The organism is Enterobacter sp. 296B2 (assembly GCF_034106185.1).
Taxonomy (GTDB): Bacteria; Pseudomonadota; Gammaproteobacteria; order Enterobacterales; family Enterobacteriaceae; genus Enterobacter; species Enterobacter cloacae_N.
Window position 1 is genome coordinate 1 of the sequence record NZ_JAWNCA010000020.1, and the last position, 13919, is coordinate 13919.

The following is a 13919-nucleotide window of genomic DNA, read 5'->3' on the forward strand; positions in this document are numbered from 1 at the left end:
CCTTAATCCTGAATATTGCAATAAGACTTATAAATAAAGTGGATTTGGGTTAAGATGTCTTTAAGGAAAGCAGAAGAAAGATGCACAAGCTTTGTATATCTCAAACTGGCTTTCTGATTTAATTGATTGTTATTGTTGGAGTTATCTCTGGCTGGAATGTGTCAAACATCTCCTGCTACGTTGACAGCGCTGCGATAAAGATGGCAGAAAAAGTGTTACGCCTTTAATGTAATTTACATAAACCTGCGAACATCTAAATATCCTGAACGTTTAAGAGAATAAAAATAACGTCATGAAACGTGCTTTCTGACTGTTGATATAAAGCAGCACAATAACTATCTGTCAGGCAGTCTGCCGGGCCGGGATGCGAGGGAAAACCTTCAGAAGGAATTGCTTAACTGTTACACACAGCTTCAACCCGGGCAGCTCCGCACGAGCAACCTGAAAGTGAATAGATATGATAAATGCAAATCGTCCGATAATGAATCTCGACCTCGATCTGCTGAGAACGTTTGTTGCGGTCGCCGATCTCAACACTTTTGCAGCAGCTGCTGCCGCCGTCTGCCGAACTCAGTCCGCCGTTAGCCAGCAAATGCAGCGGCTGGAGCAACTGGTTGGGAAAGAGCTTTTTGCCCGTCACGGGCGTAATAAGCTCTTAACGGAACACGGTATTCAGCTACTGGGTTATGCCAGGAAAATTCTTCGCTTTAATGATGAAGCATGTATGTCATTAATGTTTAGCAACCTTCAGGGGGTGTTAACTTTAGGGGCATCTGATGAGTCAGCGGATACTATTTTGCCGTTTCTTCTCAATCGAATTAGCTCGGTTTATCCGAAGCTTGCGCTGGATGTTAGCGTAAAACGTAATGCCTTTATGGTTGAGATGTTAAATGAGAATAAGGTCGACCTGGTGGTCACGACGCATCGTCCCGGGCAGTTTGATTGTCTGACGTTGCGCACATCGCCAACGCACTGGTATTGCGCGGCTGAATATGTGCTGCAAAAAGGGGAGCCGGTACCGCTGGTTTTACTGGACGATCCGAGTCCCTTCCGCGATATGGTGCTAACGGCGTTAAATGAAGCCAACATTCCGTGGCGTCTGGCCTATGTGGCATCTACATTGCCCGCGGTGCGTGCCGCGGTGAAAGCCGGTCTTGGCGTCACGGCCCGTCCGGTGGAGATGATGAGCCCCGATCTGCGCGTTCTCGGTAAATCAGATGGGCTCCCTGCGCTGCCGGATACCGAGTACCTGCTTTGCCATAACGCGGCCAGTCACAACGAGTTGGCAAAGGTGGTGTTTGAGGCGATGCAAAACTACCACAACCCGTGGCAGTTTGAGCATGTTACCTCCGAAGGGGGGGATGATTCCCTGATCGTAGAAGGTGACTTTGAGTGATCAAAAGCTCAAAATTCTGGTAACAAATTGTAAGTGTAAAAAAAAGCCACTCGTGTCGTTTTCGCACGCAGTGGCTTTTTTTTGACAATATTATCCCCATTCGTCACCAGGTTTTCATAAAGAGATCATACATATCAAAGAGGTAAATGCTTCCGCTTAAATATTGTTCGTTTTGCGTTCTAACTTCGTCCATAGTCCCTCAATGTTAAAAAAGCAGCAAATATGTTGCCGGTTTTTTGGTTGAATTAACAAAAGCGTGTCTCAGATCAAGAAAATACTCCTATTTGGGGGGAGGAATCGTTGGCAAATCCTGTCAAAATAGGAGGGTTATTTTTTTTACTTCCAAAACGGACACGATTCAACAACACACATTTGACGAAAAGTCCGGTAACCACCAGGGTTAAAGGGCACCAAATGTTAATGAGAATCGCTCGATGTAATTTAATGTGAAGAAACCTTTGTTAAAGTTGACAATAGGTTATAGAAAGGAGTAAAAAACCCCATCATTTTGCTGTCTACGTCTCATTTCAGACAGTTAGTGTAAGGTTATTTGTTCCTCCCCATGAATCGATGTGATGCCCATCTGCCAGCAAGAGCAGTGTCGTTGGTATCACTTTTGATGAGTAAGCAATGAGTATGTCAACATCCACAGAAGTCATCGCTCATCACTGGGCATTCGCAATCTTTCTTATTGTAGCCATTGGCCTGTGCTGCCTGATGTTAGTCGGCGGCTGGTTCCTGGGCGGTCGCGCCCGTGCAAGGCACAAAAACACACCTTTCGAATCAGGTATTGATTCAGTAGGTTCCGCTCGCTTACGCCTGTCTGCCAAGTTCTATCTGGTAGCGATGTTCTTCGTCATCTTCGACGTGGAAGCGCTCTACCTGTTCGCATGGTCGACCTCCATTCGCGAAAGTGGTTGGGTGGGCTTTGTCGAGGCCGCAATTTTCATTTTAGTGTTACTGGCCGGTCTGGTTTATCTGGTGCGTATTGGCGCGCTTGACTGGACGCCTGCGCGTTCACGTCGTGAACACATCAACCCGGAAAACAGTATCTCTAATCGTCAGCAGTAACAGCGAGGCAATAAGATGGATTATACGCTCACCCGCATAGATCCTAACGGTGAGAATGACCGTTACCCCCTGCAAAAACAGGAGATCGTAACCGACCCCCTGGAGCAAGAAGTCAATAAAAGCGTGTACATGGGCAAACTCGAACATGCCATGCACGATATGGTCAACTGGGGTCGTAAGAACTCTATCTGGCCATACAACTTTGGTCTTTCTTGCTGCTACGTTGAAATGGTGACGTCATTCACTGCGGTGCATGACGTTGCGCGTTTTGGGGCCGAGGTACTGCGTGCTTCCCCGCGTCAGGCTGACCTGATGGTGGTAGCCGGTACCTGCTTTACCAAGATGGCACCTGTTATTCAGCGTCTGTATGACCAGATGCTGGAGCCAAAATGGGTTATTTCCATGGGCGCATGTGCAAACTCTGGCGGTATGTACGACATTTATTCCGTCGTGCAGGGCGTTGATAAGTTCATTCCGGTGGATGTTTACATTCCGGGCTGTCCGCCGCGTCCAGAAGCCTACATGCAGGCGCTGATGCTGCTGCAGGAGTCTATCGGTAAAGAACGTCGCCCGCTTTCATGGGTTGTTGGCGATCAGGGTGTCTATCGCGCGAACATGCAGTCTGAGCGCGAGCGTAAACGTGGTGAACGTATTGCCGTCACCAACCTGCGTACGCCTGACGAAATTTAATTTGCGCCTGTAGGCCTGGAGAAAACCTTCGCATATCACTACTCAAATAGCGCGAAGCCAGGCTTAACAGTCACCACGGACCATTTGCAATGGTGAACAATATGACCGACTTAACCGCGCAAGAAGCCGCCTGGCAGACCCGGGATCATCTTGATGACCCCGTCATTGGCGAACTGCGCAACCGTTTTGGGCCGGATGCCTTTACCGTTCAGGCGACCCGCACCGGGGTACCCGTTGTTTGGGTGAAGCGTGAGCAATTGCTGGAAGTTGTCGATTTCCTCAAGAAATTGCCAAAACCTTACGTCATGCTGTTTGACTTACACGGCATGGACGAACGTCTGCGTACGCACCGCCAGGGTCTCCCTGCTGCGGATTTTTCCGTTTTCTACCACCTGATCTCAATAGACCGCAACACGGATATCATGCTCAAGGTGGCATTGTCTGAAAACGACATGCATCTGCCGACGATCACCAAACTTTTCCCGAACGCCAACTGGTACGAGCGTGAAACCTGGGAAATGTTCGGCATGACCTTCGACGGCCACCCGCATCTGACGCGCATCATGATGCCGCAGACCTGGACCGGCCACCCGCTGCGTAAAGACTACCCGGCACGTGCAACCGAATTCGATCCGTTTGAGCTGACCAAAGCCAAGCAGGATCTGGAGATGGAAGCACTGACCTTCAAGCCGGAAGACTGGGGCATGAAGCGCGGTACCGAAAACGAGGACTTCATGTTCCTCAACCTCGGTCCAAACCACCCGTCTGCGCACGGTGCGTTCCGTATTATTCTTCAGCTTGATGGCGAAGAGATTGTCGACTGCGTGCCTGACATCGGCTATCACCACCGCGGTGCTGAGAAGATGGGCGAGCGTCAGTCCTGGCACAGCTACATTCCGTATACCGACCGTATCGAGTACCTCGGCGGCTGCGTAAACGAGATGCCATACGTGCTGGCCGTTGAGAAACTGGCAGGCATCACCGTACCGGATCGCGTTAACGTGATTCGCGTGATGTTGTCAGAACTGTTCCGCATCAACAGCCACCTGCTGTACATCTCCACCTTCATTCAGGACGTCGGCGCGATGACTCCGGTCTTCTTTGCCTTTACCGATCGTCAGAAAATCTACGATCTGGTGGAAGCGATTACCGGTTTCCGTATGCACCCGGCCTGGTTCCGTATCGGCGGCGTGGCACACGATCTGCCGCGCGGCTGGGACCGCCTGCTGCGTGAATTCCTCGACTGGATGCCAAAACGTCTGGCCTCCTACGAGAAAGCCGCGCTGCGCAACACCATCCTGAAAGGCCGTTCCCAGGGCGTTGCTGCTTACGGCGCGAAAGAAGCGCTGGAGTGGGGTACCACAGGTGCTGGCCTGCGCGCGACCGGTATTGATTTCGACGTGCGTAAAGCCCGTCCTTACTCTGGTTACGAAAACTTCGACTTTGAAGTCCCGGTTGGCGGCGGCGTTTCCGACTGCTACACCCGCGTGATGCTGAAAGTGGAAGAGCTGCGCCAGAGTCTGCGCATCCTTGAGCAGTGCCTCAACAACATGCCGGAAGGCCCGTTCAAGGCGGATCACCCGCTGACGACGCCGCCACCGAAAGAGCGCACGCTGCAGCATATCGAAACCCTGATCACCCACTTCCTGCAGGTTTCCTGGGGTCCGGTCATGCCGGCGCAAGAATCCTTCCAGATGATTGAAGCGACCAAGGGTATTAACAGTTACTACCTGACCAGTGACGGCAGCACCATGAGCTACCGTACCCGCGTGCGTACGCCGAGCTTTGCGCACCTGCAGCAGATCCCGTCCGCCATCCGCGGCAGTCTGGTCTCCGACCTGATTGTGTATCTGGGTAGTATCGATTTTGTTATGTCAGATGTGGACCGCTAATTATGCACGAGAATCAACAACCACAAACCGAGGCTTTTGAGCTGAGTGAAGCAGAGCGTGCCGCCATTGAGCACGAGATGCACCACTACGAAGACCCGCGTGCGGCGTCCATTGAAGCGCTGAAAATCGTACAGAAACAGCGTGGTTGGGTGCCGGATGGGGCGATCTATGCGATCGCTAAAGTGCTGGGTATTCCGGCAAGCGACGTAGAAGGCGTAGCCACGTTCTACAGCCAGATCTTCCGTCAGCCGGTTGGCCGCCATGTGATCCGCTACTGTGACAGCGTTGTCTGCCACATCACCGGTTATCAGGGCATTCAGGCTGCGATTGAGAAGAAGCTCAATATCAAGCCGGGCCAGACCACGTTCGATGGACGCTTTACTCTGCTGCCAACCTGCTGCCTGGGTAACTGCGACAAGGGGCCGACCATGATGATTGATGAGGACACTCACAGCCATCTGACGCCGGAAGCGATTCCTGACCTGCTGGAGCAGTACAAATGAAAACTGTAATTCGTACTGCTGAGACGCATCCGCTGACCTGGCGTCTGCGCGATGACAAACAGCCGGTATGGCTCGACGAATACCAGAGCAAAAACGGCTATGCCGGCGCGCGTAAAGCCCTTGGCGGCATGGCGCCGGACGACATCGTTAACGCGGTAAAAGATTCCGGCCTGAAAGGCCGCGGCGGCGCGGGTTTCTCCACTGGCCTGAAGTGGAGCCTGATGCCAAAAGACGAATCCATGAACATCCGTTACCTGCTGTGTAACGCCGATGAAATGGAGCCGGGCACCTATAAAGACCGCCTGCTGATGGAGCAGCTGCCGCACCTGCTGGTGGAAGGCATGCTGATCTCCGCGTTCGCGCTGAAAGCGTACCGTGGCTACATCTTCCTGCGCGGTGAGTACATCGAAGCGGCAGAAAACCTGCGTCGCGCGATTGCCGAAGCGACAGAGGCGGGTCTGCTGGGTAAAAACATCCTGGGTACCGGCTTTGACTTCGAACTGTTCGTGCACACCGGTGCCGGGCGTTATATCTGCGGTGAAGAAACCGCGCTGATTAACTCCCTCGAAGGCCGCCGCGCGAATCCGCGTTCCAAGCCACCGTTCCCGGCAAGCTCCGGCGTGTGGGGTAAACCGACCTGCGTCAACAACGTCGAAACCCTGTGTAACGTTCCGGCGATCCTCGCGAACGGCGTGGAGTGGTATCAGGGCATCTCCTCAAGCAAGGATGCCGGTACCAAGCTGATGGGTTTCTCCGGTCGCGTGAAGAATCCTGGCGTCTGGGAACTGCCGTTCGGTACCACCGCACGCGAAATTCTTGAAGACTACGCCGGCGGCATGCGCGATGGCCTGAAATTTAAAGCCTGGCAGCCGGGTGGGGCAGGGACAGACTTCCTGACCGAAGCCCACCTTGACCTGCCGATGGAATTCGAAAGCATTGGTAAAGCGGGCAGCCGTCTGGGTACGGCGCTGGCGATGGCCGTCGACCACGAGATCGGCATGGTCTCGCTGGTGCGTAACCTGGAAGAGTTCTTTGCCCGCGAGTCCTGCGGCTGGTGTACACCGTGCCGTGACGGTCTGCCGTGGAGCGTGAAGATCCTGCGCGCCATTGAGCGTGGCGAAGGCCAGCCGGGCGATATCGAGACGCTTGAGCAACTGTGTCGATTCTTAGGGCCAGGTAAAACCTTCTGCGCCCACGCACCGGGTGCCGTCGAGCCGCTGCAGAGCGCGATTAAATATTTCCGCGACGAATTCGAAGCAGGCATTAAGCAGCCGTTCAGCAATACCCATTCAATTAATGGTATTCAGCCGAACCTGCTGAAAGCGCGCTGGTAAAAACAGAATTTTGATTAACGCTCGAAGCTAATTCGAGCCAACTGGAAGCATGCTAATGGCTACGATTCATGTAGACGGCAAAGAATACGAAGTCAACGGGGCGGACAACCTGCTGGAAGCTTGTCTGTCTCTTGGCCTCGATATTCCGTACTTTTGCTGGCATCCGGCGCTGGGCAGCGTCGGTGCTTGCCGCCAGTGTGCGGTGAAGCAATATCAAAACGCGGAAGACACGCGTGGTCGCCTGGTGATGTCCTGTATGACGCCAGCCACCGAAGGCACCTTTATTTCGATTGATGACGAAGAAGCCAAACAGTTCCGCGAAAGCGTGGTGGAGTGGTTGATGACAAACCACCCGCACGACTGTCCGGTTTGTGAAGAGGGCGGTAACTGCCACCTTCAGGATATGACCGTGATGACCGGTCACAGCTTCCGTCGCTATCGCTTTACCAAGCGTACCCACCGTAACCAGGACCTTGGGCCGTTCATCTCTCACGAAATGAACCGCTGCATCGCCTGCTACCGCTGCGTGCGTTACTACAAAGACTATGCAGACGGTCAGGATCTGGGCGTGTATGGCGCACATGACAACGTCTACTTCGGTCGTCCTGAAGACGGTACGCTGGAGAGCGAATTCTCTGGTAACCTGGTAGAAATCTGCCCGACCGGCGTATTCACGGATAAAACCCACTCCGAGCGTTACAACCGTAAATGGGACATGCAGTTTGCGCCAAGCATCTGCCAGCAGTGTTCCCTCGGCTGTAACACCAGCCCGGGTGAGCGTTACGGCGAGCTGCGTCGTATCGAAAACCGCTACAACGGTACCGTTAACCACTATTTCCTGTGCGACCGCGGTCGTTTCGGCTATGGCTATGTGAATCTAAAAGACCGTCCGCGTCAGCCGGTTCAGCGCCGTGGCGACGATTTCATCACTCTGAACGCCGAGCAGGCGATGCAGGGCGCGGCAGATATTCTGCGCCAGTCGAAGAAAGTGATCGGTATCGGCTCTCCGCGCGCCAGCATCGAAAGCAACTTCGCGCTGCGTGAGCTGGTTGGGGCAGAAAACTTCTATACCGGCATCGCCCAGGGCGAGCAGGAACGTCTGCAGCTGGTACTGAAAGTGCTGCGTGAAGGTGGTATCCATACCCCTGCGCTGCGCGAAATCGAATCTTATGATGCGGTTCTGGTGCTGGGTGAAGACCTGACGCAGACCGGCGCACGCGCGGCTCTGGCGGTTCGTCAGGCGGTGAAGGGCAAAGCGCGTGAAATGGCAGCGGCGCAGAAAGTGGCCGACTGGCAGATTGCGGCAATCCTCAACATTGGCCAGCGCGCGAAGCATCCTCTGTTTGTGACCAACGTCGACAGCACCCGTCTGGACGATATCGCCGCGTGGACCTACTGCGCGCCGGTTGAAGATCAGGCGCGTCTTGGCTTTGCCATTGCCCACGCGCTGGACAGCAACTCCCCAGCCGTTGAGCTGGATCGCGACCTGCAAAACAAGGTCGACGTGATTGTTCAGGCCCTGGCGGGTGCGAAGAAACCGCTGATTATTTCCGGTACCAACGCCGGCAGCGCGGAGATCGTTCAGGCGGCAGCAAACGTTGCCAAAGCCCTGAAAGGCCGCGGTGCGGACGTTGGCGTGACCATGATTGCCCGTGCGGTGAACAGCATCGGTCTGGGTATGATTGGCGGTGGTTCGCTGGAAGAAGCATTAAGCGAACTGGAGTCCGGTTCCGCTGACGCCGTTGTGGTGCTGGAAAACGACCTGCATCGTCATGCGTCTGCCGCTCGCGTTGACGCCGCGCTCTCCAAAGCGCCGCTGGTAATGGTGATTGACCATCAGCGCACCGCGATCATGGACAAAGCACACCTGGTGCTCTCTGCGGCAAGCTTCGCAGAAAGCGACGGTACGGTTATCAACAACGAAGGCCGCGCCCAGCGTTTCTTCCAGGTTTATGACCCGGCGTACTACGACAGCAACACTGTGATGCTGGAAAGCTGGCGCTGGCTGCACTCCCTGCACAGCACCGTGCAGAGCCGTGAAGTGGACTGGACGCAGCTCGACCACGTTATCGACGCGGTAGTCGAAAAACTGCCTCAGCTGGCAGGCATTAAAGATGCCGCGCCTGAAGCAAGCTTCCGCATTCGTGGCCAGAAACTGGCGCGTGAACCGCACCGCTACAGCGGCCGTACCGCGATGCGCGCCAACATCAGCGTGCACGAACCGCGCCAGCCGCAGGATAAAGACACCATGTTCGCCTTCTCCATGGAAGGGAACAACCAGCCGTCTGCGCCGCGTTCGCAAATCCCGTTCGCATGGGCTCCGGGCTGGAACTCCCCGCAGGCATGGAACAAGTTCCAGGCTGAAGTGGGTGGCTCCCTGCGCCACGGCGATCCGGGCGTGCGTCTGATTGAAGCCTCCGAAACCGGTCTGGATTTCTTCACGACCGTACCGGCGAGCTTCCAGGCTCAGGATGGTCAGTGGCGTATTGCGCCGTACTACCATCTGTTCGGTAGCGACGAGCTGTCCCAGCGTTCACCGGTCTTCCAGACCCGTATGCCGCAGCCTTACATCAAGCTCAACCCGGCGGATGCCGCGAAGCTTGGCGTTAACGCGGGCGCGAACATCGCCTTTAGCTATGACGGCCAGACAATCAGCCTGCCGCTGATTATCTCCGAAGGTCTGACAGCAGGGCAGGTGGGTCTGCCGATGGGTATGCCTGGCATCGCGCCGGTTCTGGCGGGCGCGCGTCTTGATAATCTGCAGGAGGCAAAAGCATGAGTTGGTTAACGCCGGATCTTATCGACATCCTGCTGAGCATTCTGAAAGCGATTGTTATCCTGCTGGTGGTGGTCACCTGCGGCGCGTTCATGAGCTTTGGTGAACGTCGTCTGCTCGGTCTGTTCCAGAACCGTTACGGACCGAACCGCGTGGGCTGGGGTGGTTCACTCCAGCTGGTCGCGGACATGATCAAGATGTTCTTTAAAGAGGACTGGATCCCACGCTTCTCGGACCGCGTGATCTTTACTCTGGCACCGATGATCGCCTTCACCTCGCTGCTGCTGGCGTTTGCTATCGTTCCGGTCAGCCCGACCTGGGTGGTCGCTGACCTGAACATCGGCATTCTGTTCTTCCTGATGATGGCAGGCCTCGCGGTTTACGCGGTGCTGTTCGCAGGCTGGTCCAGTAACAACAAATACTCGCTGCTGGGTGCGATGCGTGCTTCCGCGCAGACGCTGAGCTACGAAGTGTTCCTGGGGCTCTCCCTGATGGGCGTGGTGGCGCAGGCCGGTTCATTCAACATGACCGACATCGTCAATAACCAGGCCGACATCTGGAACGTTATCCCGCAGTTCTTTGGGTTTATTACCTTTGCTATCGCGGGCGTGGCCGTGTGTCACCGTCACCCGTTTGACCAGCCAGAAGCCGAACAGGAACTGGCCGACGGTTACCACATTGAATATTCCGGTATGAAATTCGGTCTGTTCTTCGTGGGCGAGTACATCGGTATCGTCACCATTTCCGCGTTGATGGTAACGCTGTTCTTTGGTGGCTGGCATGGCCCGTTCTTACCGCCGTTCATCTGGTTCGCGCTGAAAACCGCGTTCTTCATGATGATGTTCATTTTGATTCGCGCAGCGTTACCGCGTCCGCGTTATGACCAGGTAATGTCCTTCGGCTGGAAAGTGTGCCTGCCGCTGACGCTCGTCAACTTGTTGGTAACGGCAGCTGTCATTCTCTGGCAGCAGCCATAAGGGGCTATAGACCATGACCTTAAAAGAATTACTGGTAGGCTTCGGTACCCAGGTACGCAGTATCTGGATGATCGGCCTGCACGCGTTTGCCAAACGCGAAACCCGGATGTACCCGGAAGAGCCGGTATATCTGCCGCCGCGCTACCGTGGCCGTATCGTGCTGACGCGCGACCCGGACGGTTCCGAGCGCTGCGTTGCCTGTAACCTGTGTGCGGTAGCGTGTCCGGTCGGCTGTATCTCTCTGCAGAAAGCAGAGACGGTAGACGGCCGCTGGTACCCTGAGTTCTTCCGCATCAACTTCTCACGCTGCATCTTCTGCGGTCTGTGTGAAGAAGCGTGCCCAACCACGGCGATTCAGCTGACTCCGGACTTTGAGCTGGGTGAGTACAAGCGTCAGGACCTGGTGTACGAGAAAGAGGATCTGCTGATTTCCGGTCCGGGCAAATACCCGGAATATAACTTCTACCGGATGGCGGGTATGGCAATCGACGGCAAAGATAAGGGTGAAGCAGAGAACGAAGCTAAGCCTATCGACGTCAAGAGCCTGTTACCGTAAGGAGAGGGCAATGGAATTCGCTTTTTATATCTGTGGCCTTATCGCCATCCTGGCCACGCTGCGAGTGATTACGCACACCAATCCGGTGCATGCGCTGCTGTACTTAATCATCTCGCTGCTGGCCATTTCCGGGGTGTTCTTCGCGCTGGGCGCGCACTTTGCCGGTGCGCTGGAAATCATCGTCTACGCCGGGGCCATCATGGTGCTGTTCGTATTCGTGGTGATGATGCTAAACCTGGGCGGCTCTGAAATTGAGCAGGAACGTCAGTGGTTAAAACCGCAGGTGTGGATTGGCCCGGCAATTTTGTCGGCCATCATGCTGGTGGTGATCGTTTACGCCATTCTGGGTGTTAACGATCAGGGCATCGACGGCACGCCGATTGGTGCGAAAGAGGTGGGTATCACGCTCTTTGGCCCATACGTTCTGGCGGTGGAACTGGCCTCTATGCTGTTGCTGGCAGGCCTGGTTGTAGCTTTCCACGTTGGCCGCGAAGAGCGTGCTGGCGAGGTGCTGAGCAACCGCACTGACGACCGCGCGAAAAGAAAAACGGAGGAGCGCGCATGATCCCCTTAACACATGGACTGATCCTCGCTGCGATTTTATTCGTTCTGGGTCTGACCGGTCTGGTTATCCGCCGCAATCTGCTGTTTATGCTGATCGGTCTGGAAATCATGATTAACGCCTCCGCGCTGGCCTTCGTGGTCGCCGGAAGCTACTGGGGCCAGACCGATGGTCAGGTGATGTACATTCTCGCTATCAGCCTCGCGGCTGCCGAAGCGAGTATTGGCCTGGCGCTGTTGCTGCAGCTCCATCGTCGCCGCCAGAATCTGAACATCGATTCAGTAAGTGAGTTGCGTGGATGAACATGCTTGCCTTAACCATTATTTTTCCGCTGATTGGCTTCGTGCTGCTGGCGTTTTCTCGCGGCCGCTGGTCCGAGAATCTGTCTGCAACCGTCGGCATGGGCTCTGTTGGCCTGGCCGCGCTGGTCACAGCGTATGCGGGTATCGACTTCTTTAACAACGGGCGTCAGCCTTTCAGCGTGCCGCTGTGGACGTGGATGTCGGTCGGTGATTTCAACATCGGTTTCAACCTGGTGTTGGACGGCCTCTCGCTGACCATGCTCTCCGTGGTCACCGGCGTTGGCTTCCTGATCCACATGTTTGCCTCCTGGTACATGCGCGGTGAAGAGGGATACTCCCGCTTCTTCGCCTACACCAACCTGTTTATCGCCAGCATGGTCGTTCTGGTGTTGGCCGATAACCTGCTGCTGATGTATCTGGGCTGGGAAGGCGTGGGTCTGTGTTCTTACCTGCTGATCGGTTTCTACTATACCGATCCGAAGAATGGCGCAGCGGCCATGAAAGCGTTCGTCGTGACCCGCGTGGGTGACGTCTTCCTCGCGTTCGCGTTGTTCATTCTCTACAACGAACTGGGCACGCTGAACTTCCGCGAAATGGTGGAACTGGCGCCGGCGCACTTCGAAGCAGGCAACAACATGCTGTGGTGGGCAACGCTGATGCTGCTGGGTGGTGCCGTGGGTAAATCCGCACAGCTGCCGTTGCAGACCTGGCTGGCCGACGCGATGGCGGGTCCAACCCCTGTCTCCGCGCTGATCCACGCCGCGACCATGGTAACTGCCGGTGTTTATCTGATTGCGCGTACCCATGGCCTGTTCCTGATGACCCCGGAAATTCTGCATCTGGTGGGTATTGTCGGTGCAGTTACGCTGGTGCTGGCGGGCTTTGCTGCGCTGGTGCAGACCGACATCAAGCGTGTTCTCGCATACTCCACCATGAGCCAGATTGGTTACATGTTCCTGGCGCTGGGCGTTCAGGCGTGGGACGCGGCCATTTTCCACCTGATGACGCACGCGTTCTTTAAAGCGCTGCTGTTCCTCTCGTCCGGTTCCGTCATCCTGGCCTGCCATCACGAACAGAACATCTTCAAGATGGGCGGACTGCGTAAGTCCATCCCGCTGGTGTATGTTTGCTTCCTGGTGGGCGGCGCGGCGCTGGCGGCACTGCCGCTGATCACCGCGGGCTTCTTCAGTAAGGACGAAATCCTTGCGGGCGCCATGGCGAATGGTCATATCAATCTGATGGTTGCGGGTCTGGTCGGTGCGTTTATGACCTCCCTGTATACCTTCCGTATGATTTTCATCGTATTCCACGGTAAAGAACAAATTCACGCTCACGCAGGTAAGGGGATCACTCACCACCTGCCGCTGATTGTGCTGCTGGTACTCTCCACCTTCGTTGGCGCGATGATTGTGCCTCCGCTGCAGGGCGTACTGCCAGACACTACCGAGCTTGAGCACGGTCGCGTTCTGACGCTTGAAATCACCTCCGGTGTGGTCGCTATCGCGGGCATCCTGATCGCTGCATGGCTGTGGCTGGGTAAACGCACGCTGGTCACTGCCGTTGCCAACAGCGCGCCGGGCCGTCTGCTGGGTACCTGGTGGTACAACGCGTGGGGCTTCGACTGGCTGTACGACATGATCTTCGTTAAGCCGTTCCTGGGCATTGCGTGGCTGCTGAAGCGCGACCCGCTGAACAGCCTGATGAATATCCCGGCGATCCTCTCGCGCTTTGCAGGTAAAGGCCTGCTGTACAGCGAGAACGGTTACCTGCGCTGGTATGTGGCGTCCATGAGCATCGGTGCGGTTGTCGTGCTGGCGCTGCTGATGGTGTTGCGTTGATCGTTAAGTGAATTTTATTCGA

12 protein-coding genes are annotated in these 13919 nt (G+C 55.4%); all 12 read left to right on the forward strand.

Annotated elements, in window-relative coordinates:
- Nucleotides 1-457 precede the first annotated feature (457 nt).
- The 12 genes from lrhA to nuoL all read left to right on the forward strand — a co-directional run bounded on the left by lrhA (nt 458) and on the right by nuoL (nt 13897).
- Nucleotides 458-1396 carry a transcriptional regulator LrhA gene (gene lrhA / locus URZ40_RS15095; protein ID WP_116338570.1) on the forward strand — a complete coding sequence of 313 codons (939 nt, stop codon included), beginning with the start codon at nt 458-460 and terminating at the stop codon, nt 1394-1396.
- 630 nt (nt 1397-2026) lie between these two features.
- The gene (gene nuoA / locus URZ40_RS15100) at nt 2027-2467 is read left to right on the forward strand and encodes an NADH-quinone oxidoreductase subunit NuoA (protein WP_014171000.1); all 441 of its coding nucleotides are present in this window, start codon (nt 2027-2029) and stop codon (nt 2465-2467) included.
- Nucleotides 2468-2482: 15 nt separating this feature from the next.
- Nucleotides 2483-3157, forward strand: coding sequence for an NADH-quinone oxidoreductase subunit NuoB (gene nuoB, locus URZ40_RS15105; protein WP_003861482.1), 675 nt, complete (start codon nt 2483-2485; stop codon nt 3155-3157).
- Between the two features lie 89 nt (nt 3158-3246).
- Entirely contained in the window at nt 3247-5049 is a 1803-nt protein-coding gene (gene nuoC, locus URZ40_RS15110) for an NADH-quinone oxidoreductase subunit C/D (RefSeq protein ID WP_028013933.1), read from the forward strand.
- Between the two features lie 2 nt (nt 5050-5051).
- On the forward strand, nt 5052-5552 hold the full coding sequence (nuoE, locus tag URZ40_RS15115) for an NADH-quinone oxidoreductase subunit NuoE (protein WP_008500208.1): 501 nt from the start codon (nt 5052-5054) through the stop codon (nt 5550-5552).
- Nucleotides 5549-6886: an NADH-quinone oxidoreductase subunit NuoF gene (gene nuoF, locus URZ40_RS15120; RefSeq protein WP_006811381.1), complete on the forward strand. Its 1338-nt coding sequence runs from the start codon at nt 5549-5551 to the stop codon at nt 6884-6886. The genes nuoE and nuoF overlap by 4 nt, the downstream gene beginning before the upstream one ends.
- Before the next feature lie 55 nt (nt 6887-6941).
- Entirely contained in the window at nt 6942-9665 is a 2724-nt protein-coding gene (gene nuoG / locus URZ40_RS15125) for an NADH-quinone oxidoreductase subunit NuoG (protein ID WP_163330272.1), read from the forward strand.
- Nucleotides 9662-10639, forward strand: coding sequence for an NADH-quinone oxidoreductase subunit NuoH (gene nuoH / locus URZ40_RS15130; RefSeq protein ID WP_008500211.1), 978 nt, complete (start codon nt 9662-9664; stop codon nt 10637-10639). Before nuoG ends, nuoH begins: the two co-directional genes overlap by 4 nt.
- A gap of 13 nt (nt 10640-10652) precedes the next feature.
- Nucleotides 10653-11195 carry an NADH-quinone oxidoreductase subunit NuoI gene (nuoI, locus tag URZ40_RS15135; RefSeq protein WP_003861491.1) on the forward strand — a complete coding sequence of 181 codons (543 nt, stop codon included), beginning with the start codon at nt 10653-10655 and terminating at the stop codon, nt 11193-11195.
- A 10-nt stretch (nt 11196-11205) separates the two neighbouring features.
- Nucleotides 11206-11760 (forward strand): NADH-quinone oxidoreductase subunit J, encoded by a 555-nt coding sequence (gene nuoJ, locus URZ40_RS15140; protein ID WP_008500212.1) that lies wholly within the window; start codon nt 11206-11208, stop codon nt 11758-11760.
- Entirely contained in the window at nt 11757-12059 is a 303-nt protein-coding gene (nuoK, locus tag URZ40_RS15145; protein ID WP_003861496.1) for an NADH-quinone oxidoreductase subunit NuoK, read from the forward strand. Before nuoJ ends, nuoK begins: the two co-directional genes overlap by 4 nt.
- The gene (gene nuoL / locus URZ40_RS15150; RefSeq protein WP_061097545.1) at nt 12056-13897 is read left to right on the forward strand and encodes an NADH-quinone oxidoreductase subunit L; all 1842 of its coding nucleotides are present in this window, start codon (nt 12056-12058) and stop codon (nt 13895-13897) included. The genes nuoK and nuoL overlap by 4 nt, the downstream gene beginning before the upstream one ends.
- The last annotated feature ends 22 nt before the right edge of the window (nt 13898-13919 follow it).

Coding starts and splice junctions, on each gene's coding strand:
- lrhA (WP_116338570.1), top strand. CDS start 458: ATGATAAATGCAAATCGTCCGATAATGAATCTCGACCTCGATCTGCTG.
- nuoJ (WP_008500212.1), top strand. CDS start 11,206: ATGGAATTCGCTTTTTATATCTGTGGCCTTATCGCCATCCTGGCCACG.
- nuoE (WP_008500208.1), top strand. CDS start 5,052: ATGCACGAGAATCAACAACCACAAACCGAGGCTTTTGAGCTGAGTGAA.
- nuoL (WP_061097545.1), top strand. CDS start 12,056: ATGAACATGCTTGCCTTAACCATTATTTTTCCGCTGATTGGCTTCGTG.
- nuoI (WP_003861491.1), top strand. CDS start 10,653: ATGACCTTAAAAGAATTACTGGTAGGCTTCGGTACCCAGGTACGCAGT.
- nuoB (WP_003861482.1), top strand. CDS start 2,483: ATGGATTATACGCTCACCCGCATAGATCCTAACGGTGAGAATGACCGT.
- nuoF (WP_006811381.1), top strand. CDS start 5,549: ATGAAAACTGTAATTCGTACTGCTGAGACGCATCCGCTGACCTGGCGT.
- nuoG (WP_163330272.1), top strand. CDS start 6,942: ATGGCTACGATTCATGTAGACGGCAAAGAATACGAAGTCAACGGGGCG.
- nuoC (WP_028013933.1), top strand. CDS start 3,247: ATGGTGAACAATATGACCGACTTAACCGCGCAAGAAGCCGCCTGGCAG.
- nuoK (WP_003861496.1), top strand. CDS start 11,757: ATGATCCCCTTAACACATGGACTGATCCTCGCTGCGATTTTATTCGTT.
- nuoH (WP_008500211.1), top strand. CDS start 9,662: ATGAGTTGGTTAACGCCGGATCTTATCGACATCCTGCTGAGCATTCTG.
- nuoA (WP_014171000.1), top strand. CDS start 2,027: ATGAGTATGTCAACATCCACAGAAGTCATCGCTCATCACTGGGCATTC.